The 19,925-nt window shown below is 59.8% G+C and carries 18 protein-coding genes; 13 read left to right on the forward strand and 5 right to left on the reverse strand.

The window, feature by feature from the left end; genetic code table 11:
• The 3 genes from IEV00_RS08035 (at window position 1) to IEV00_RS08045 (ending at window position 3,136) form a co-directional block, all read left to right on the forward strand.
• The gene (locus IEV00_RS08035) at window positions 1-807 is read left to right on the forward strand and encodes a Cof-type HAD-IIB family hydrolase (RefSeq protein WP_188359852.1); all 807 of its coding nucleotides are present in this window, start codon (window positions 1-3) and stop codon (window positions 805-807) included.
• 10 nt (window positions 808-817) lie between these two features.
• On the forward strand, window positions 818-1,609 hold the full coding sequence (locus tag IEV00_RS08040) for a glycerophosphodiester phosphodiesterase family protein (protein ID WP_188359853.1): 792 nt from the start codon (window positions 818-820) through the stop codon (window positions 1,607-1,609).
• Between the two features lie 777 nt (window positions 1,610-2,386).
• On the forward strand, window positions 2,387-3,136 hold the full coding sequence (locus IEV00_RS08045; protein WP_188359854.1) for an SGNH/GDSL hydrolase family protein: 750 nt from the start codon (window positions 2,387-2,389) through the stop codon (window positions 3,134-3,136).
• A gap of 58 nt (window positions 3,137-3,194) precedes the next feature.
• Here IEV00_RS08045 and IEV00_RS08050 read toward each other — a convergent pair whose 3' ends face one another.
• Entirely contained in the window at window positions 3,195-4,532 is a 1,338-nt protein-coding gene (locus tag IEV00_RS08050; protein WP_188359855.1) for a uracil-xanthine permease family protein, read from the reverse strand.
• Between the two features lie 117 nt (window positions 4,533-4,649).
• On the reverse strand, window positions 4,650-5,723 hold the full coding sequence (locus tag IEV00_RS08055; RefSeq protein ID WP_188359856.1) for an alkene reductase: 1,074 nt from the start codon (window positions 5,721-5,723) through the stop codon (window positions 4,650-4,652).
• A gap of 386 nt (window positions 5,724-6,109) precedes the next feature.
• Here IEV00_RS08055 and IEV00_RS08060 point away from each other — a divergent pair, with 386 nt between their 5' ends.
• The 6 genes from IEV00_RS08060 to mnhG are packed head-to-tail and all read left to right on the forward strand — an operon-like array spanning window position 6,110 to window position 12,627.
• The gene (locus tag IEV00_RS08060; RefSeq protein WP_229723149.1) at window positions 6,110-9,118 is read left to right on the forward strand and encodes a Na+/H+ antiporter subunit A; all 3,009 of its coding nucleotides are present in this window, start codon (window positions 6,110-6,112) and stop codon (window positions 9,116-9,118) included.
• Window positions 9,118-9,669, forward strand: a complete 552-nt coding sequence (locus IEV00_RS08065; protein ID WP_188359858.1) for a Na(+)/H(+) antiporter subunit C — start codon at window positions 9,118-9,120, stop codon at window positions 9,667-9,669. The genes IEV00_RS08060 and IEV00_RS08065 overlap by 1 nt, the downstream gene beginning before the upstream one ends.
• Complete coding sequence (locus IEV00_RS08070; protein WP_188359859.1) at window positions 9,666-11,318, forward strand: Na+/H+ antiporter subunit D; 1,653 nt, start codon at window positions 9,666-9,668, stop codon at window positions 11,316-11,318. The genes IEV00_RS08065 and IEV00_RS08070 overlap by 4 nt, the downstream gene beginning before the upstream one ends.
• A complete protein-coding gene (locus tag IEV00_RS08075; RefSeq protein ID WP_188359860.1) occupies window positions 11,315-11,863 on the forward strand; it encodes a Na+/H+ antiporter subunit E in 549 nt (182 codons plus the stop codon). The genes IEV00_RS08070 and IEV00_RS08075 overlap by 4 nt, the downstream gene beginning before the upstream one ends.
• Entirely contained in the window at window positions 11,860-12,288 is a 429-nt protein-coding gene (locus IEV00_RS11230; RefSeq protein WP_188359861.1) for an MrpF/PhaF family protein, read from the forward strand. The genes IEV00_RS08075 and IEV00_RS11230 overlap by 4 nt, the downstream gene beginning before the upstream one ends.
• Window positions 12,289-12,627 carry a monovalent cation/H(+) antiporter subunit G gene (gene mnhG, locus IEV00_RS08085; protein ID WP_188359862.1) on the forward strand — a complete coding sequence of 113 codons (339 nt, stop codon included), beginning with the start codon at window positions 12,289-12,291 and terminating at the stop codon, window positions 12,625-12,627.
• Window positions 12,628-12,632: 5 nt separating this feature from the next.
• Here mnhG and pheA read toward each other — a convergent pair whose 3' ends face one another.
• Window positions 12,633-13,592, reverse strand: a complete 960-nt coding sequence (pheA, locus tag IEV00_RS08090; protein ID WP_188359863.1) for a prephenate dehydratase — start codon at window positions 13,590-13,592, stop codon at window positions 12,633-12,635.
• Window positions 13,593-13,658: 66 nt separating this feature from the next.
• Window positions 13,659-14,900: a diacylglycerol/lipid kinase family protein gene (locus IEV00_RS08095; RefSeq protein WP_188359864.1), complete on the reverse strand. Its 1,242-nt coding sequence runs from the start codon at window positions 14,898-14,900 to the stop codon at window positions 13,659-13,661.
• A gap of 74 nt (window positions 14,901-14,974) precedes the next feature.
• On the opposite strand from IEV00_RS08095, the gene serS reads away from it, so the two are divergent.
• The 4 genes from serS (at window position 14,975) to IEV00_RS08115 (ending at window position 19,324) form a co-directional block, all read left to right on the forward strand.
• Complete coding sequence (gene serS, locus IEV00_RS08100; RefSeq protein WP_188359865.1) at window positions 14,975-16,285, forward strand: serine--tRNA ligase; 1,311 nt, start codon at window positions 14,975-14,977, stop codon at window positions 16,283-16,285.
• Between the two features lie 464 nt (window positions 16,286-16,749).
• Complete coding sequence (locus IEV00_RS08105) at window positions 16,750-17,697, forward strand: metal ABC transporter substrate-binding protein (RefSeq protein ID WP_188359866.1); 948 nt, start codon at window positions 16,750-16,752, stop codon at window positions 17,695-17,697.
• Entirely contained in the window at window positions 17,694-18,437 is a 744-nt protein-coding gene (locus IEV00_RS08110; RefSeq protein ID WP_188359867.1) for a metal ABC transporter ATP-binding protein, read from the forward strand. Before IEV00_RS08105 ends, IEV00_RS08110 begins: the two co-directional genes overlap by 4 nt.
• A complete protein-coding gene (locus IEV00_RS08115) occupies window positions 18,434-19,324 on the forward strand; it encodes a metal ABC transporter permease (protein WP_188359868.1) in 891 nt (296 codons plus the stop codon). The genes IEV00_RS08110 and IEV00_RS08115 overlap by 4 nt, the downstream gene beginning before the upstream one ends.
• On the opposite strand, the gene IEV00_RS08120 is transcribed toward IEV00_RS08115, so the two are convergent.
• On the reverse strand, window positions 19,251-19,907 hold the full coding sequence (locus IEV00_RS08120; protein ID WP_188359869.1) for a metal-dependent transcriptional regulator: 657 nt from the start codon (window positions 19,905-19,907) through the stop codon (window positions 19,251-19,253). The two genes, IEV00_RS08115 and IEV00_RS08120, sit on opposite strands and share 74 nt — an antisense overlap.
• Window positions 19,908-19,925: the final 18 nt, after the last annotated feature.

Genomic DNA, 19,925 nt, shown 5'->3' on the forward strand with positions numbered 1-19,925 from the left:
ATGATCAAACTGATAGCCAGCGACCTAGACGGTACCCTGCTGGGGAAGGACTTTACCTTCACTCCCCGCACCCTTGCCGCTCTTGAATCAGCTGCGGCGGCGGGCATAGGCATTGTGTTTGTGACCGGCCGCCCGCAGCGCTGGCTTGACCCTTTGAGGGAGCAGCTCAAATACGATTCCTACGCGATCTGCTCCAACGGCGCTGTGCTCTACCATCTGGGCAAGAACGAAGTGGTGGCTGCCCAGCTGACAGACATGGCAGATATTGCCGCTGTGCACCCGGTGCTTGAGGCCGAGTTCCCTCGGGCCACCTTTAACTTAGAAACCCTTGACACCGTCTACATTCAGGGCGAGTACGAGATGAGCCCGGTTCTTCAGGGCGCCACCATTGTGCCCGGTGCCCTAGAACCCGTGCTGGCAACCAACCAGGGGGTAGTGAAGTACCTGATGCGCCTACCCGGTGCTGACCCCGATGAGCTCTTTGAACAGGTGAAGCCGCTGGTATCTGACCGGCTCTCCCTCACTATGGGTATCAAGGGCCTACCCCTGATGGAAATGGCGCGCCCGGGCATGAACAAGGGCCAGGTGCTGGCCGAATTCGCCACAGCCCAGGGTGTTTCTGCCCACGAGGTGGTTGCCTTTGGCGACATGCTCAATGACCTCGAAATGCTCCAGTGGGCCGGCACCGGTTACGCTATGGCTTCGGGTTCCACCCGTTTGCAGAAGGTGGTGGGCAGGGTCTGCCCCGCTCTTGAGGAGGACGGCGTGGCCCAGGTGATAGAGCAGATTGTGGAGCGTCAGCGCTAAAGTAGTTCCCATGCCTTTTTCACGCGCAGAACTCTATGCCCACCGGGGGCTTTCTCTTGAGCACCCCGAAAATACCCTGGAAGCCTTCGAGGCAGCCGCGCAGCAGGGGGCGCGCTGGATCGAAACAGACGTACGAACCACCGCCGACGGCGTCGTCCTTATCTTTCATGACTCCACCCTCAACCGCGTGGCGGGCCGCCCCGGGCGGATTGACGAGCTGACCTTCGAGCAGGTGCGTGAGGTGGAGCTCGCCGGTGGCGCGCGGATTCCCACCCTGCGCGAGGCGCTGGACCGCTTTCCCGACCTCTCTTTCAATATCGATGTGAAGGACGACGCTTCGGCGGCCGCCCTGCCCGCCGTGGTGGTGGGTGCCGGGGCGGGGCAGAGGGTGCGTATCGCCTCCTTTTCAGAGAAGCGCCGGAGTGCTTGCCTGCGGGAATTTGCTGCCCTGGCGCCGGGACTCCGGGTGAAATCTAGCGCTGCTGTTGAGGGAACCACCCTCTTCTCCCTGGTCTGCCGCACCGTGCCCGCAGCCTGGCCGCTGGTGGCGCGCCTTGCAGGTCGCTGGGTGGAACCCTTTGACAGCCTACAGGTGCCCCGGCACTACCGGGTGCTGGGCAGGCGGGTGCCGGTGGTGACCCCTCGTTTTCTCGCTACCGCCCACCGGTTTGGCCTTGAGGTTCACGTGTGGACCATCGATAACCCCGAGCAGATGCGCGAGCTACTTGAGCTGGGAGCTGATGGAATCGTGACTAACCGGGCAGATCTTTTTAACCGGGAGCAGGAGCGCTCCGCCGCCTAGATCCGGGGAATTTGAGGGGTTTTGGCGGTAAGTATATGAAACCGTTACCAGTTTGCCAGCAAACTCCAAATATTTACTAACCCTGCTTATAGCTTGATGGTGTTAGATTTATATCAGAAGGTTCGAGAGAGCCTCATGCTGAGAAGCGAAAATGTGTGTGTGATGAAGAAGCCGGGCTGGGGAGCCCGGCTTCTTTTCTTATGCGGGGGTGCTGGGCGCGCCCCGCCCCTTGCTCAGGAGCCGATTCCTTTCAAACCAATGCTCGGGCACTTTGCCAGAATGGGGCAGTGCACCGAGTCGCCGTTTAGATTACAGACGCCGTTTCAGCGACGTTTCGCCGGTTCGTGACCGGCGAAACGTCGCTGAAGCGGCGACTCAATGAAACAGGGGCAACTGTACGGGCTACTTTGACTGGCGAGCGGCCATTTTTATACCGTTTTTCTCCGATTTTCGGTATAAAAATGGCCTCTCGGGAAAGCACGGTAGGAAAGGTACACGTTTCTTCTTGCCAGGCTGACGTTGGTACACCTGTATTCCCTGGGTACACATCTAGATGTGTACCCAGGGAATACAGGTGTACCTTTGGCCTCTTAACGGGAACTTGTGTGTACCTGAGGTCTATCTACAGGAATCTAGGTGTACGGGGAGCTTGTTTCCGCGGATAATCCATGACTGGCCCATATCGCAGGTGCTGGATTTTAGGCTTAAATCTTGCGATTTTAAGCCTAAAATCCAGCACTCGGCCATTAAAGAGAGCATCGGAGTATCTTAGAGAGCATGGTCTCTCATATCGCCACCCTGGGCTCATCTTTTGCCGCCGGGCCTTCAATTCAGCCGGTAGCCAGCGCCACTGCACTGCGCTCTGCCGCCAACTACTCAGCCCTGCTTGCCCGCCAACTCGGCGCTCGCCACACGGACCTTTCGGTCTCCGGTGCCGTCATTGCAAATATAGAGGACACCCCGCAGCGCACCAGAGCGGGCTTTACCTTTGCCCCGCAGATTCAGGGCCTGCCTGCTGATGCTGACCTTGTGCTCATCTCCTGCGGCGGTAATGACCTGGGCTTTTCCCGGCCCATGATTAGCAGGGCCCTGGGCTATGCCACTGCCTTTCGGGTGCCCGGGCCTGAGAAAATTGAGCGGGTTGGCACCGACCTTGCCCGCGCTGTGGAGGCAGCACGGCGGGTAGGTGGTGCCAGGGTGGTGCTGGTGGACTATCTGCCGGTGCTCGACGACGATCCCAGCCACTGGCTGCCCTGGTTCAGCGAGAGTGAGGGGGAGGCCCTGCTGGAAATTCAGGAGGGCGTGGTTGAGGTCAACGAGATAGCTGCTGAGCTCTCGGGTGCGGATTTGGTTCAGGCCTCTGCCCTGGGTGGCCACGAGCTCAACACCGACGACGCCTGGGTTTCGGGCCTGCTCGCCGGAGGTGACATGCCCGGTTCTTTCCACCCCAATGCCCGCGGCATGCAAGCGGTGGCGCGCTATATCCTGGACTCTCTGCCCTTGAAGCCTCCCTCGAACCACTATTAAGTGACCGAGCCACCAGTAGGTTGCTGGTGGCTCGGTCACTTACCGGTGGCTGGACGAACTAGAACTCTTCCCTGTGCAGCTCGGTGGGCTTGGAACTCAGTCGGAAGGGTTCTAGCGGCTCGGGCGCTGAACCGGTGGCACGGGCGATAAAGGCCATGAGGTGGTAGACCACCAGGGTGGCGGCGGTGCCCAGGGCGATGCCGGCAAACTGCAGGTCGCCAATATCCCAGGTGTAGTCGGCAATACCAACAATCAGGGCCACCGAGGCGGCGGTGAGATTGACCTGGTTAGAGAAGTCCACCCGGTTCTCCACCCAGATGCGCACGCCCAGCATGCCAATCATGCCGTAGAGAACGGTGGCGGCACCGCCCAGCACACCTGCGGGAACGGTGGCTACCGCAGCGCCAAAGACGGGGAAGATCGAGAGCAGCAGGGCAAAGATCGCGGCAACCCAGTAGGCAGCGGTGGAGTAGACCTTGGTCGCTGCCATCACGCCGATGTTCTCGGCATAGGTGGTGGTACCCGAACCGCCGCCAGCGCCTGCGATGGTGGTGGCAAGGCCGTCTGCCATCAGGGCGCGGCCTGAGTAGCGATCCAGGTTGTCGCCGGTCATCAGAGCTACCGACTTCACGTGACCGATATTCTCGGCAACCAGCACCAGAATCACGGGAATAAAGAGGCCCGCCAGATTCCAGTGGAACTCGGGAGTCTGAAAGTGGGGTAGGCCGATGAGCCCCTCGCTCTGCCAGGTCTGGTCAATCACAGAGAAATCAACTTCGCCGCGAACCACCGCGGTCAGATAGCCGATGATAACGCCCAACAGAATGGAGAGACGGCCCACCATGCCCCGAAAGAGCACCGAAATCAGAATGATGGAGGAGAGGGTCACCAGGGCCGTGACCGGTGCCTTCATAAAGTTGTCTTTGGCACTGGGCGCTAGATTGAAGCCGATAAGCGCCACGATAGAGCCGGTCACCAGCGGCGGCATGAGCTTGGTCAGCCAGCAGGTGCCCGCGAACTGAACAATCAGGCCCACCAGAAACAGGGCCACACCGGCCATAACAATGCCACCGAGGGCGCCGCCGGGGCCGTAGGAGTTGGACGCCGCCGCTAGGGGAGCGATGAAGGCGAAGGAGGAGCCGAGGTAGGAGGGCACGCGGCCTGCGGTGAAGAGCAGAAAGATGACGGTGCCCAGGCCCGAGAAGAAGAGGGTGGTTGCCGGTGGAAAGCCGGTAATCAGGGGCACCAGGAAGGTTGCGCCGAACATGGCAACCACGTGCTGGGCGCCAATGCCGATGGTGCGGCCCCAGCTGAGACGTTCCAAGGGGGCTACGACGGCGCCGGGGGCAACATTCTTGCCGTCGCCGTGCAGGCGCCAAGAAAAGGGAGAAGACATAAGAGAGCCTTTGGGTCAGCGTGCGAATCGCTGATAATTCTACGCTGGCCAGGTGCGAATGGTGGATTTTAGGCTTAAATCGCCAAGATTTAAGCCTAAAATCCACCGCTCGCGCGCTTAGGCAAAGGGATAATCCGTGTAACCTTCAGCGCCGGGTACGTAGAAGGTTGCCTCGTTGGGAGTGTTGAGTTCCAGACCTTCGTTCCAGCGGCGTACCAGGTCGGGGTTGGCAATCATCTGGCGGCCAACAGCAACGGCGTCTGCCAGGTTCTGATCAACAATCTTCTGAGCTTCGGGAAGTTCGGTGTAGTGGCCAAAGCCGCTGTTGAGAATGGTGAAGCCACCAAAGGTCGTGCGCAGGTGGGCCACCAGCTCGCCGTCAATATCTGCATGAAGAACTGAGAGATAAGCGAGGTCAAGGTCGGCGATACCTTCAAACAGGGCACCGTAGGTTGCCTTGACGTCGTCCATGTCGTTTTCGATAACACCCTGAACGTTGTGCTGGGGAGAGATACGCAAAGCGGTGCGTTCTGATCCAATAGCTTCTGCTACTGCACGTACGGTTTCAATTGTCATGCGGGCGCGATTCTCGGGAGAACCACCGTATTCGTCGGTGCGCTTATTGGAGCTAGGCGACAGGAACTCGTGCAGAAGGTAGCCATTGGCGCTGTGTACCTCAACGCCGTCAACTCCTGCCTCGAGTACAGCTCGGCGAGCGGCGTCGGCAAAGCCCTGCACAATGCCGGGCAGCTCGGAAGTTTCTAGTGCTCGCGGTGTGGGAACCTCTTCGCGACCGTTTGCGCCGTGCAATGAAGCATCGGGTGCAATAGCGCTGGGGGCCTGAGCTTGCTCGCCGTTGTTGATAGAGGGCAGGGTCATACGGCCACCGTGCATAATCTGCATAACGATGGTGCCGCCTGCCTGGTGCACCGCATCTGCAACTTTCTTCCAGCCTGCAACCTGCTCATCGGTAGTAATACCGGGCTGGCCCAGGAAGGCACGGTTGACATCGTCAAAGAAGGTGCCTTCGGTGACTACCAGGCCGGCGGATGCGCGCTGTGAGTAGTATTCACGATGCAGTTCGGTGGGTACGCCGTCTGAGCCGGCGCGTGAGCGGGTGAGCGCGGCCATGGTGATGCGGTTCTTAAGTTTGATAGAACCTGCCTGCGCGGGTTCAAAGAGCTTGCTCATTTTGTTCTTTCGATTGGGAAAAGATAACAGAGGGCATAACTGGTGGACTAGAGGCGGGTATTCCTGGTGAGGCTTAAAAGTGTTGAGCGTCTAGTTTTTCTTGGCTGGCCGGTGGGCTGGCTATGTTAGTGGGAGCAGGCGTTGTTAATTTATTGTGGCGTGATGGGAATAAAACTATATGTCTCATCGTTTGTATTAGATAAATGGAGCTAAAATACTATGTTTTTAGCTTGGAAAAGCCTCTTGGGGCTTTCCCAAATATGCTCAGATGGCTTATCATTAACTAAAGCTTGTACACACTGGACTAGAGGGTTTTGCACAACGTGGGTCTTATACTTCTTGCCTTTCTTGCGATATGGCTCTGTACCCCCTGGCTTCATCGTTTGATGGGTCATAAGGTTTTCTACCTACTGGCGGCCTTTCCCGCTGCGGCACTGGTGTTTGTGCTGACCAAAACTTCCCAGATTCTCGGGGGTACCCCCTGGGTTGAGAGTGTGCAGTGGATTCCCGAGCTCAATCTTGAGCTAACCTTCCGCATGGATACCCTCGCCTGGGTCATGAGCCTTTTGGTGCTGGGCGTTGGCTCCCTGGTGCTCTTCTACTGCGCCAGCTACTTTGAGCATTCAACATCGGGAGTGGGCGGTTTTGCCGCGCACCTGTTTAGCTTTGCCGCCGCCATGTTTGGCCTGATTACCGCCGATGACTTCATCGTGATGTTCATCTTCTGGGAAATCACCACCATTCTTTCCTACCTGCTGATTGGCTACAGCAGAAACCGCCTGTCTGCCCGCCGTTCGGCGCTACAGGCTCTGACGGTGACCACCGCCGGTGGCCTTGCCATGTTCATTGGCCTGGTGATGCTGGGTCAGTCGGCGGGCACCTACTCGCTGCACGAGCTGGTAGCGCGCGGGCCTGAGATTGTGGACGCCGCTGCGGCGGGTCAGGGGCCCATGAGCTGGGCTATGCTCTCTACGGCTCTGGTGCTGATTCTCTGCGGCGCACTCAGTAAGTCGGCCCTTTTCCCGGTGCACTTCTGGCTACCCGGAGCTATGGCAGCTCCCACCCCGGTCTCTGCCTACCTGCACGCGGCTGCCATGGTTAAGGCGGGTATCTACCTGCTGATCCGTCTCTCACCCGGTTACGGTGAGGTTCCTATCTGGCACTCGATACTGGTTCTCTTTGGCGCTTTCACCATGCTCTTTGGTGGCTGGGTGGCCCTGAAGCAGACCGACCTCAAGCTCATTCTCGCCTACGGTACTATCTCGCAGCTGGGCTTCTTGGCGCTGATTATTGCCGCCGGAACCCCCGATGCCCTTTACGCTGCTATCGCCATGATGCTGGCGCACTCGCTTTTCAAGGCAGCTCTCTTTCTCACCGTGGGCATTATCGATCACCAGGCTGGAACCCGTGATATTCACAAGCTCTCCGGCATCTATCGGCGCGCGCCCCGCCTCTTCGCTGTGGGAGCTATCTCGGCGGCGTCCATGGCTGGCCTGCCCCCGCTAGCAGGTTTCGTGGCGAAAGAGGCGGTGCTCGAGACCTCCCTGCACGAGCTGGGCACCGGAGATACTTTCGCCTTGCTCGATCTCATCAGCACGGGAGCGATTGTGCTGGGCTCGGTGCTGACCTTTGCCTACTCGGCCCGTTTCGTGTGGGGTGCCTTTGCCGTCAAGCCCGTCTCCTACCTCGAAGACGCCTCGCAGCTGGAATTCTGCGACGGTGCTACCATCGCACAGGCCGACCGCAAGGGCATGAGCCCCGATACCCTCTTCCACCCGGTCAGCCCCAGCTTTATTGCGGCCCCGGCGGTTCTGACCCTGCTGACCATCGCCTACGGCCTCTACCCTGAGCCGGTACACAAGTGGGCGGCAAGCTACGTGAAGCCTTTTGGCGACTATGAGTTGCATCTGGCTCTCTGGCACGGGCTGACCCCCGCCCTCTTCACCAGCTTAGGTATTATCACCGCCGGTGTTCTGCTCTTCCTGGCGCGCCGTCCCGTAGAAGAAGCGCAGAAGAAGCTCCCCAGCTGGCCGGCGGCGTCCATCGTCTACCGCGACATTATTGACGCGCTTGACCGCCTGGCGGTCTGGGTCACTGCCCGCACCCAGCGCGGTTCGCTGGGCTTCTACCTCTCGGTTATTCTCACCACCGCGGTGGTAGTGCCCACCGTGGTGCTCTTTGTGAAAGAGACCCCGCCGCTTGCCAACATTCAGGTGAAGGTCAATCCCGCCGAATGGGCGATTGCAGTGGTGATGATTATTGCCTCGCTGGTGGTGCTCTGGGCTCGGAAGCGCTTTCTGGCGATTCTGATGGTCTCGGTGACCGGCTACGGCGTGGCCCTGCTCTTTGCCCTGCGGTCGGCACCGGATTTGGCGCTGACCCAGCTGCTGGTAGAAACCATTGTGATGGTTGCCTTTGTGCTTGCCATGCGTGTGCTTCCGCGCAACATCCGCACCGAGAAGATCAAGAAGAACAGCGAAAGAGCCGGCCGCACCCTGCGCGTGGTGATTTCCGTTGGCTTCGGTCTGCTGATGATGGCGCTGGCTATGTTCACCTTCTCGTCGAGGGAGCTCGACCCGATTTCGCTCGCCCTGCCCAAGATGGCCTATGAAGACGGCGACGGCATGAACATCGTGAACGTGATTCTGGTTGATATTCGTGGCTGGGATACCTTCGGTGAGATTTCGGTGCTGGCGCTGGCGGCAACCGGTGTTGCCTCCCTGCTCTTTATCGAGGGCCGAGGCGACCGTGGTCGGGAGCGGAATCTCGATACCACCGCCATGAAGCGCATCGAGGCCTCTTTTGCCCGTCGCACCAACCTCTCCACCGAGCAGCGGGTAGCCGGCGCTTTCTCCAACGTGCGGCGCGATCCCTTTATTGTTGCAGGACGAACGCTTCCGCCCGAGCGCCGCTCGATTCTGCTGGAGGTGATGACCAGGCTGCTTTTCCACACCCTGATTATCATTTCCTTCTACATGCTGGTGGGCGGCCACAACCTCCCCGGCGGTGGCTTTGCCGGCGGCTTGCTGGTGGGCCTTGCGATGGCGGTGCGCTATCTGGCCGGCCGCGGCGAGGAGCTGCGAGCGGCTGCCCCCATGTCGGCTGGTACTTTCCTGGGCTTGGGCCTGGGTATCGCCGCCGCCTACGCCTTCTTCCCGATTCTTCTGGGAGACCCCGCCTTCACCAGCTACACCCTGGAATGGGACATGCCGATTTTCGGCCACGTGAAGTTTGTGACCGCGGTAATTTTCGATATTGGAGTTTACCTGCTGGTGATTGGCCTGGTGCTGGATGTTCTGCGTTCCCTGGGTGAAAAGGTGGATCAAAAGCTCGATGAAAACCGAAAGGCTCGCAATCAGAAAAAGAAAGCTAGTAGTGCAGGGGGCCAGCGGTAATGCCCATTGATCTCAGTCTGATTTTAGTCATGGGAGTCATGTACGGGGTGGGGGTCTACCTGATTCTCGACCGTACGATGACCCGCGTGCTGTTGGGGCTGATGCTCCTGACCAACGCCACCAATATTCTGATTTTCCACGCCAGCGGTGCCGCAGGGCTTTCCCCGCTCTACGACAAATCTATTGATCCGGCGGCCTACTCTGACCCGCTGCCGCAGGCGCTGGTGCTTACCTCCGTGGTGATTTCCTTTGCGGTGACGGCGCTGTTGCTCGGTATTATCTACCGCTCCTGGCTACTCTCCCGTGGAGACGCCATTTTGGACGACTACGAGGACCAGCAGGTGGCCGCCAAGGGTGCCTATGATCCTGAGGAGGACGCCGTGGCGGAGTTCGACGAGTCAGAGTTCGACAGTAACGAAAGCACCCGCGAGAGAGAGTTCGCTGCCTTTTCCCAGCGCCGCCAGCAGGCGGAGAAAAAGCTTGAAGAACGCAAGGAAAAGAAAGCCGAATCTACCCAAGACCGCCAGAACCAGGAAGGAGAGCGCGCATGAACACCGTAGCTCTTGCCCCGCTCTCAATCGTGGTGCTCTTCTTTGCCGCGGCAGTTACCTTTGTGCTCTCCCGCAGGGAAAAAGCCCAGCGACTCATCGCCTTCGTTGCCATTGTGGCGGTGCTGGCGGTAGAGGTGACCCTGCTGATTTCCTCTTGGAATTCCGGGCCCCAGACCGTTCAGCTGGGTGGCTGGCAGGCCCCCTTCGGCATCACCATGGTGGTTGACCAGCTCTCGGCGCTGATGTTGGTGGTCAGCTCCACCATCTCTTTGGCGGTGCTGGTCTATGCCACCGGCCAGGATATTGCTGACGACGACCACGAGGTTCCCATCTCGGTTTTCTACCCCACCTACCTGCTTCTGCTGGCGGGTGTCTCGAACGCCTTCTTGGCGGGGGATCTCTTTAACCTCTACGTGGGCTTTGAAATCCTGCTCATGGCAAGCTACGTGCTGATTACCATGAACGCCAATGCCCCACGTATTCGTGCCGGTACCACCTACGTGGTGGTCTCGGTGGTCTCCTCCCTGCTCTTCCTCACCGCCATCGGCTTTGTCTACGCCTCCACCGGCACCATCAACATGGCTGATCTGTCGATGAAGCTTCAGACCCTGCCCACCGGCACCCAGTACCAGCTACACCTGATGCTGCTGATTGCCTTCGGTATCAAGGCAGCGGTATTCCCGCTCTCCCTCTGGTTGCCCGACTCCTACCCCACGGCACCCGCTCCGGTTACCGCCGTCTTCGCGGGTCTGCTCACCAAGGTGGGCGTTTACGCAATCATCCGCACCGAGACCCTGCTCTTTCCCAGCGGTGGGCTCTCCACCCTGCTTTCCATCGTGGCGGTGCTGACCCTCTTCGTGGGAATCTTGGGTGCGCTGGCGCAGACCGATATCAAGCGTATGCTCTCCTTTATCTTGATTAGCCACATTGGCTACATGATCTGGGGCATCGCCCTTGATAGCGAGTTGGGTCTGACCACGGTGGTCTTCTACCTCGCCCACCACATTGTGATTCAGACCGGCCTCTTCTTGGTGGTTGGCTTGATGGAGCGTCGTGGCGGCTCAGCCAATACTCAGCGCCTGGGCGGTCTGCTGAAGATTACCCCCTGGCTGGCGGTGCTCTACTTTATTCCGGCCATTAATCTGGGCGGCATTCCTCCTTTCTCGGGCTTTCTGGGCAAGGTGGGGCTGCTCCAGGGTTCGGTTGAGGTGGGCACCTGGCAGGCTTACCTGATGGCGGGTGTGGGCGTGCTGGTCTCGCTACTGACCCTGCTGGCCCTTGCCCGCGTGTGGAACAAGGCTTTTTGGCGCCCGGCCAAGAACGCCGAGAAGCCCACCGCCTCTCTGCTGCGGGCTGAGAAGGATATTGAGGCCGACGGCGTGCTGGACGAGCAGGACTACAAGCGCATTAGCCCCACCATGGTTATTCCTACCGTTGGGCTGGTAGCAATCGGTGCCCTGCTCACCGTGGTGGCGGGCCCCCTCTTCCACTTCTCAGACCGGGCCTCTGACAACCTGCGTAACCCCGACCTCTACATTCAGGCGGTCTTTGAAGATCCCTCCCTGACCAGGCAGGGCTATCTCGATGAAAGCCTGGCCCAGCAAAACACTGAGTTAGAGAGCCAAGAGACCAAGGAGACTTCAGAATGAAATCATTCCTGATGCACTGGGTGCCCTCGGTTGCCTGGCTGACCTTTGTGTGGTGCGCCCTCTGGCAGGATTTCAAGCTGCCCAATCTTGCCATGGGTATTCTGCTATCGCTGCTGGCGCTGGCGGTCTTTAAGCTCCCCACCCTCTACCTTTCAAACCACTTTAACCTCTGGTACGCCCTGAAGTTCCTGGTTTATCTGGTGTGGAAGATTGCCCAGGCCAGCGTGCAGCTGCTCTGGGTGGCTATTACCTTCAAGCACCCGCTCAACAACTCGATTATTGCGGTGCAGTTGCGCACCAGTTCAGACCTGTGGATTACCGCTATCTCCCACTCCATGTCCGTGATTCCCGGCTCCGTGGTGGTGGAGGTAGACCGCACTATTTCGGTGCTCTACTTCCATGTGATTAACACTGAGACCGAAGAAGAGATCAACGACTTTATCAAGCAGGTGCGCACCGTAGAGACCATGATTCTCAAGGCGGTTGGCTCCCGCGAAGAATACGAACGGATTCTAGACGACGAACGAGAAGAGGTGGCCCTATGACGGCGGTACTCTGGATTGCCGGAATCATGCTGGTGCTGGCATCTTTCGGCACGCTCTACCGCATCTTTCGCGGCCCCACCCTGCTTGACCGCGTGCTTGCAACCGACCTCCTGCTCTCCATCTTCGTTGCCGCCCTGTGCATGCACATGATTGCCAGCGACTCCTACGAGCATGTGCTTCTTCTGGTGGCCGCCTCCACCATCGGTTTCGTGGGATCGGTGACCGTGGCGCGCTACGCCGAAAACACGCCGTCCGGAGAAAAGAAGCTGCGCCCCTCGCGCCTGCAGGAGGTCAACAAAAACGACCCGCGCTCGGCCCGGCGCCTAGAGGCAGTCCGCCGGCAGGCAGCTGCCCGCAAGCGCAAGAACAAGGGTGCCAAGTCCACTCGCGCATCCCGGCGTGTGAGTGCAGGAAAGGAGCAGTAAATGCTAGAAATTATCGTTGGTATTTGCGTGCTCGGAGGCGCAATCATGGCCCTGGGCGCTGCGGTAGGACTGGTGCGCTTTCCCGACCTCCTCTCCCGCCTGCACGCCGGAACCAAACCGCAGGTGTTTGGTCTGATGATGCTCCTACTGGCGGTGGGGCTCTACAGCGGTGACTGGAAACTGGCGCCGGTGCTGCTGGTTGCCCTGCTGCTCCAGCTGCTGACCATTCCCATCGCCGCCCACATGATGGGCCGCTCAGGCTACCGCAACAAGCACTTCCGCTCCTCGGATCTAAGGCGCGATGACCTGCGCGAGGTCATCGAAGAGGCAGACTCCTAAGCGGTCTACCAGTGCTTGTGGTGGCGCAACTGCTCGGGGCGGCCGCCGGGAAAGAGGCTTTCTACCCAGTCGCGGGCTGAATCAAAGGCATCTTCGCTGTGAATCGAGTCAATCTCAGCCTTGCGGAAATCAGCGCGCGGGTAGGAGCCAAGAAACTGGATACCCGGCGAGACCCGGTGCAGGCCGCGCAGGGCGGTGCGCATGCGGGCGTCATAAATATGTCCGTCGGCGTCAATGGAGAAGAAGTAAGACCCGAGAAACTCACCGGTAGGTCGGGATTCAATGCGGGAGAGGTTCACCCCACTGGTGGAGAACTGTTGCAGAAGTTCCAGCAGGGCACCGGGGCGATCCTCGGGCAGGGGAACCACCAGGGTGGTCTTATCGGCGCCGGTGGGGGCAGGAATATCGGGATCTTTCGCCACCAGAACAAAACGGGTTACCGCCTGCTTGTTATCCTCAATGTTTTCTTCCAGAACCACCAGCTCGGGATGGGCCTGGGCTACCGCGGGGGCGCAGATAGCGGCGTCATAGCCGGGCTTCTCATCTTCTAAGAGCCCCATCGCCGCACCGGCGGTAGACTGCCCCGGCACATACTCAGCCCGGGGAACCCGCTGCTCGGCCCAGAGCCTCACCTGCGCCCAGGCGTGGGAGTGGGTGGAGATTCTCTTAATATCTTTAATCTCGGTACCGGGCAGGGCCACCAGCACAAAGGTAATGGGCACCAGTACCTCCTGGATAATGCGCAGATTGTTATCCAGCGCTATGGAATCCAGGGTTGCGGTCACCCCGCCCTCCATCGAATTCTCAATGGGAACCATCGCGGCGTCAGCGACCCCCTCCCGAACCGCGTTGAGCGCTGCCGGAACGGAGTTAGACGGAAAGCGCTCGCCCACCACCGCGCTGGGCACGGTGAGCAGGGCTGATTCGGTGAAGGTGCCGGTGGGGCCGAGAAAGGTATAGCGCATGGCTTCTAGTGTATAGAGATTTACTCAAAAGCCAGCATTGGTGACAGCGGGTTTCTTTCCACCCGGCTAGTTCTGCTCAAACCACTTCATGACCTTGGCCGCGCGGTTTTCGGCGGTCTCAATGAACTCATCGAGCAGGGTTTCTGCCGAGTCGATGAGCTGCTGCTGAAGTTTGGCGCGGGAGTCAATCATCTCCTGGGGGATATCGGCCAGCTTGCGCACGCTCACGTGATCTTCGGGGTAGAGGGAGATATTGAGGCAGCCGGGCACCACGTGCGCGTCGAGCCGGGTGGCGGCATCCAGCACATCGCCGTCGATTTCCACCGGCTGCGACTCGCCCAGGAAGTCCACCGTTACCTTCTGGCCCACGGTGTGTTCGACGACGGGACGCCGCCGGTCAAAGACGTTGGGGCCCAGCAGGAAGCGGGAGGCGGTGCGCAACCAGCCCCAGACATTGCGGGGGGAGAGCACCACGACTTCGAGCTGACCATCGCGGGCATCGGTGGTGGCGGCCAGCTTAATGCCGCCCTGCACCTCGCCGCAGTTGGCAATGAGGATGGAGCGAATCTTGCGGTGGACCGGCGGGTGGTCGTCGATGACCATGCGCACAGAGCTGCGCGGGGTCAGCATGTTCTTGAACCCCGACTCCACGTAGGCAACCCAGCCAAAGCGGGCCTTGAGATCCTCGTTGGTGTCGGTCATAATCTGCGCGTCAAAGCCGGCACCACCCATCACCACAAAGCTGCGGACGGTCTGCTCGCCGTTTTCTCCGGTCATCTGCATCTTGACCATATCGATGGCCTCGATTCTGCCGTGCAGGGCCGAGTTCACGCAGGAGGCGATGTCCCAGTATTCCATCTGCAGGTTGCGCGCCAGCAGGTTGCCGGTGCCGGTCGGAACCACGCCCAAAGCGACGTCCGTATTCGCCAGCGCGGCAGCAACCTCCCGCACCGTGCCGTCGCCGCCAACGGCGATCACCAGCTCGGCGCCCTGGTCAATGGCGTCTTTGGCCATGGAGTAGCCAGGGTCATTCTCTTCGGTCTCGTAGAAGATAGGCTCCGCCCAGCCGGCCTCAGCCACCTGGTCGCGGATTACCTTGCAACCGTAGCGGGCGTTGGGCTTGGTGGGGTTGAAGACCACGGCAACCCGGCGCGGCTCACCCGGCTCCAGCATCACGTGCCAGGGCCTGTAGGTGGGAAAGATGTCGGGGCGCTTTTTCTGCCCGGACTTCACAATGAGCCAGGACGCCGCCGTGTAGGTGGCTCCCAGGGCGAGCGCACCGGCGGTTATTGCCTTCTTCTTATTCATCTGCATACTTACTATGCTACAGCTTGCTTATAGATTGGCAGCTTCCGCCCGGAGAATACGGTAAATTTAATGTCGTGATTGATATTAACCTTCTGCGCGAAAATCCTGACCTGTTCCGTGAATCGCAGCGTAAACGCGGCGCTGACGTGACTCTGGTAGACCAGATTCTTGAAGCGGACTCTACCCGCCGCTCGTCTATCAGTGAGTTTGAGTCTCTGCGGGCGGAGCAGAAAGCTTTTGGTAAGAAGGTTGTTGCCGCTAAGGGCGAGGAAAAGCAGGCCCTGCTGGCCGAGGTGAAGGAGCTTTCTCAGCGGGTTTCTGATGCCAAGGCTAACTCTGATGATGCCCAGGAGAAGCTGGATTCTCTGCTGCTGACCATTGAGAACCTGATTATTGACGGCGTTCCCGCCGGTGGTGAAGACGACTTTGAGGTGCTCAAGACCGTGGGCACCCCCCGTGACTTCTCGGCAGAAGGCTTTGAGCCCCGCGACCACCTGGAAATCGGTGAGCTGGTTGACGGTATCGATATGGTGCGCGGTGCCAAGGTCTCTGGCTCCCGCTTCTACTTTCTCAAGGGTTACGTGGCCCGCCTGGAGCAGGCGCTGCTGAGCATGGCGCTGGATCAGGCTATTGCTAACGGGTTTACCATGATGACCACCCCCACCCTGGTGCGCCCCGAGACCATGAACGGCACCGGCTTCAACGTCAAGCACGACGACGAAATTTACCGCCTTGAGCGCGATGACCTCTACCTGGTGGGCACCTCAGAGGTGGCGCTGGCCGGCTACCATGCCGATGAAATTATTGACCTTTCCGATGGGCCGCTGAAGTACCTGGGCTGGTCGTCTTGCTACCGCCGCGAGGCCGGTTCTGCCGGTAAAGACACCCGCGGTATTATTCGCGTGCACCAGTTCAACAAGGCTGAGATGTTCGTTTATGCGGCCCAGGAGGAGGCCGAGTCGATCCACGAGCAGATGCTCGCCTGGGAAGAAGAGATGCTGGCCAAGTGCGGCCTTTCCTACCGGGTGATTGATACCGCTGCCGGTGACCTCGGCGGTTCCGCTGCCCGCAAGTTCGACTGCGAGGCATGGGTTCCCACCCAGGGTACCTACCGCGAGCTCACCTCCACCTCGAACTGCACCACCTACCAGGCCCGCCGTCTGAACGTGCGCGAGCGTATGGCAGATACCGTAGACGCCAACGGCAAGCCCAAGAAGGGTTCCACCCGCCACGTGGCAACCCTCAACGGTACCCTGGCCACCACCCGCTGGCTGGTTGCGATTCTGGAAACCCACCAGAATGCCGACGGTTCGGTGAATATTCCCGAGGCCCTGCAGCCCTACATGGGTGGTCTGAAGGTAATTCCCGTGGCCGCGAAGAAGTAGCCGACTTGATGCGGCCATGCCTAGCATGCTCTGCCTAGGAAGGGTTTGCCCTGTGCGGTCATAGGACTACTGTTAATAGACTGCATTTTTAGGACGACGCCCCTCAGCTCCCCGTGAACTGTCAAGTTCACGGGGTGGCTGAGGGGCTTTTTCTTGCGCGGGGTGGGAGAATTTCGGGGCAGATTTTGTTTGGTACACATTCAGAGCGCCAGTACATGTGTAGATGTGTACTGGCGCTCTGAATGTGTACCGAGATGTTTTTGACTTGGAATACAGGTGTACCGAGCGAACCTGCCTGGCAATTGATGTGTACCAAAGGGTTTTGGCCCGGAATGTAGATGTACTGAAGGGTTCTAGACCTACTGAAACCCCGCCTTCAAACCCTCCGGCACAAAAAGTTCGTTGAGACGAACAATTTAAGCTACACTTTCTCCTAAGAACCATTCTCAAGAGAAAGTGGGCCCATGAAAAGAAAGCAAGATCCCGGCCATGGCGTGCATCTTCGCCCCCGCAAAGTCGCGGTGGCGCTGGCGGTGGTGGGCGGCGTCGTCCTTAGCGGCTGTAGCGCGCCGGGCAGTAACCAACCCGCAAGTAACCACCAGCCCACCGTGCTGGCAACCTTCACCGTGCTGGCGGATATTGCCCGCAACATCGCCGGGGAGCACCTTAGGGTCGAATCGCTGACCAAACAGGGGGCGGAAATCCACGAGTATGAGCCCACCCCCTCGGATGTCAAGAAAGCGCAAGATGCTGACCTCATACTTGCCAACGGCATGGGACTAGAGGGCTGGCTCGGCCAGTTCACGGCCTCTTCAAAAGCGCAGACGGTGACCCTCTCGCAGGGCGTGGAGCCCATCAGCATTGCAGACGGCCAGGCTCAGGGCCAGCAGAATCCGCACGCCTGGATGAGCCCCTCGAACGCGGAAATCTATGTGGATAACACGGTGCGGGCGCTTACAGAGTTAGACCCTCAGCACGCTCAAGATTTTGAAACCAACGCTGCTCGGTACAAGCGGGAGTTGCGCGAGATTCAGAAGGAGCTGCGGGGGAGCCTGGCAGGCCTGCCCGAGGGGCACAAAACCCTGGTGACCTGCGAGGGTGCTTTCAGCTACCTTGCCCAAGATGCCGGGCTCAGCGAGGACTACCTCTGGGCGGTGAACTCCGATGCCCAGGTCTCGGCACGAACCACCGCAGAAGTGATCGATAGGGTGAGAGAGAAGCGGGTTCCCGCGGTTTTCTGCGAGTCCACGGTCAATGATTCTGCCATGCGGCAGGTAGTAGCCGATACCGGGGCTAGCTTTGGGGGCGCGCTGTACGTCGATTCGCTTTCTGACGAGGGCGGCGATGTTCCCACCTACCTTGACCTGCTCCGCTATGATGTGCGGCTGATTGCTGAGGGGCTGACGAAATGATTGCTCTTGAATTTTCTAACGTGGGGGTGAACTACGGGCCGGTGCAGGCGCTGGAGCAGGCCAGCTTCCGCCTCGAAGCCGGTGTGCTCTGCGGTTTGATTGGCGTGAACGGCTCGGGTAAATCAACCCTTTTTAAAGCGGCCATGGGGGTGGAGCCCCTTTCCTGCGGATCAATCACCGTGCTGGGGCAGTCGCCCGAGCGTGCCCGCCAGTCCGGTCTGGTTTCTTACATGCCGCAGAGCGAACGCGTGGACTGGACCTTTCCGGTGAGCGTGCGCGAGGTTGTGGCAATGGGCCGCTATCGCGGTTTGGGAATCACCCGGCGGCTACGGGCGCAAGACCGCGCCGAGGTAGATGTTGCCCTGGAACGGGTGGGCCTTGCCCAGCTGGGTAAGCGCCAAATCGGTGAGCTCTCGGGAGGCCAGAAAAAGCGGGTCTTCATGGCCCGGGCACTAGCGCAGAAGGCGCAGCTCTTTCTGCTGGACGAGCCCTTTGCCGGTGTGGATACTGCCAGCGAGGCCCTGCTCATTGAGGTGCTAAAGGAGCTTCGGGACGACGGCGCTACGGTACTACTCGCTACCCACGGGGTAGAGGGGCTGGGAGCCTATGCAGACCGGGCAATTCTGTTGAAAAACAGGGTGCTTCTTCACGATAGCCCGCAGCTGGTTTTGCGGCCGGAAAACCTGGCGCTGGCCTTTGGCATGGATAGTGCGGTTCACGAGAGAGGGGAGCGGTCATGAACCTGATAGAGATACTCTGGGAGCCTCTGAGCTATGGCTTTTTGCAGCGGGGCTTTGCCGTGACCCTGGTGGCCGCCCTGGTCTGTGCCCTGCTCTCCTGCTGGTTGATTCTCATCGGCTGGTCGCTGATGGGCGATGCGATTTCCCACGCGGTTCTGCCCGGCGTGGTGCTCTCCTACATTCTGGGTCTGCCCTTCACGGTGGGTGCCCTTGCGGCAGGGCTACTAGCTGTTGCACTGATTGGCTGGGTGAGAAATAGCGGGCGGCTCAGAGAAGACTCAGCCATTGGAATCGTGTTTACCACCCTCTTTGCGGTGGGTTTGATTCTGGTGTCGGTGACCCCGTCGCAGACCGATTTGCACAGTGTGCTCTTTGGCAATGTTCTGGGTGTTTCGGGCTCAGACCTGCTTCAGGTGCTTCTTCTCAGCGCCCTGGTGATTGCGGTTCTGCTTCTCAAGCGCAAGGATCTAACACTCTTTGCCTTTGACCCCGACTTTGCCCAGGCGGCGGGGCTACGCCCCAAGCTCATGGGAGGTTTGCTTCTGGTGCTCCTTGCCGCCACCAGCGTGGTTGCCCTGCAGGTGGTGGGCGTGGTGCTGGTGGTTGCCATGCTGGTGATTCCCGGTTCCACGGCCCGGCTACTCACCCACCGCTTCAACCGTATGCTCCTTATTGCTTCGGCGGTCTCCCTGCTAGGTTCCCTCACCGGCCTCTATGCCAGCTACTACCTGGATATTTCCGCAGGTGGCGCGGTGGTGGTAGCCCAGGGAAGCATCTTCTTTGCAGTCTACCTCTTCGCCCAGTGGCAGGCAGCTACAGTGCGCGCACAAACACCGCGGCGGCGTCCTCGGCTGAAAGCTTCAGACTCTGCCCGCCGGGCAGGGTAAAGCCGCCGGCGGAGTAGCTCAGAATGACGCCGGGGGTCAGCTCTATCTCGGCGAAGCGGCGCAGTAGCGCGGGGTCATCGTCTGAGATGCGTTCGACCACCAACCGCGTACCCTCGGCCGGGGAAACCACGGCGAGGGTGAGCATGGTGGGCACCCCTACCTCGCCGGTGGGGGTGGGGATGGGGTCGCCGTGAGGGTCCCGCACCGGGTGGCCCAGCACCGAGTCCATACGGTCAACCATAAAGTCAGAGACGGCGTGTTCGAGGGACTCCGCCTCGTCGTGCACCTGATCCCAGGTGTAGCCCAGCACCTGCACCAAAAAGGTCTCAATGAGGCGATGCCGCCGCACCATCTGCACCGCGTAGTAGCGCCCGCTTTCGGTCAGCTGCACCGGCTGGTAGGGGTGGTAGTCCACCAGGCCAGCGGAGGAGAGGCGCTTGAGAGCATCGGAAACCGAGGAGAGGCGGTTGCCGGTGCGGGCGGCAATCACGCTGGTGGTGGCTTGATCCCCAGACCATTCCGAGATAGCCCAAATGGTCTTGAGGTAGTTCTGGGTGCTTTCAGAGAGATCGGAGAGGGGCATGGGGAAAAGACTCTGCTT

The sequence above is a fragment of the Rothia aerolata genome, from assembly GCF_014635585.1.
GTDB classification, from domain to species: domain Bacteria; phylum Actinomycetota; class Actinomycetes; order Actinomycetales; family Micrococcaceae; genus Rothia; species Rothia aerolata.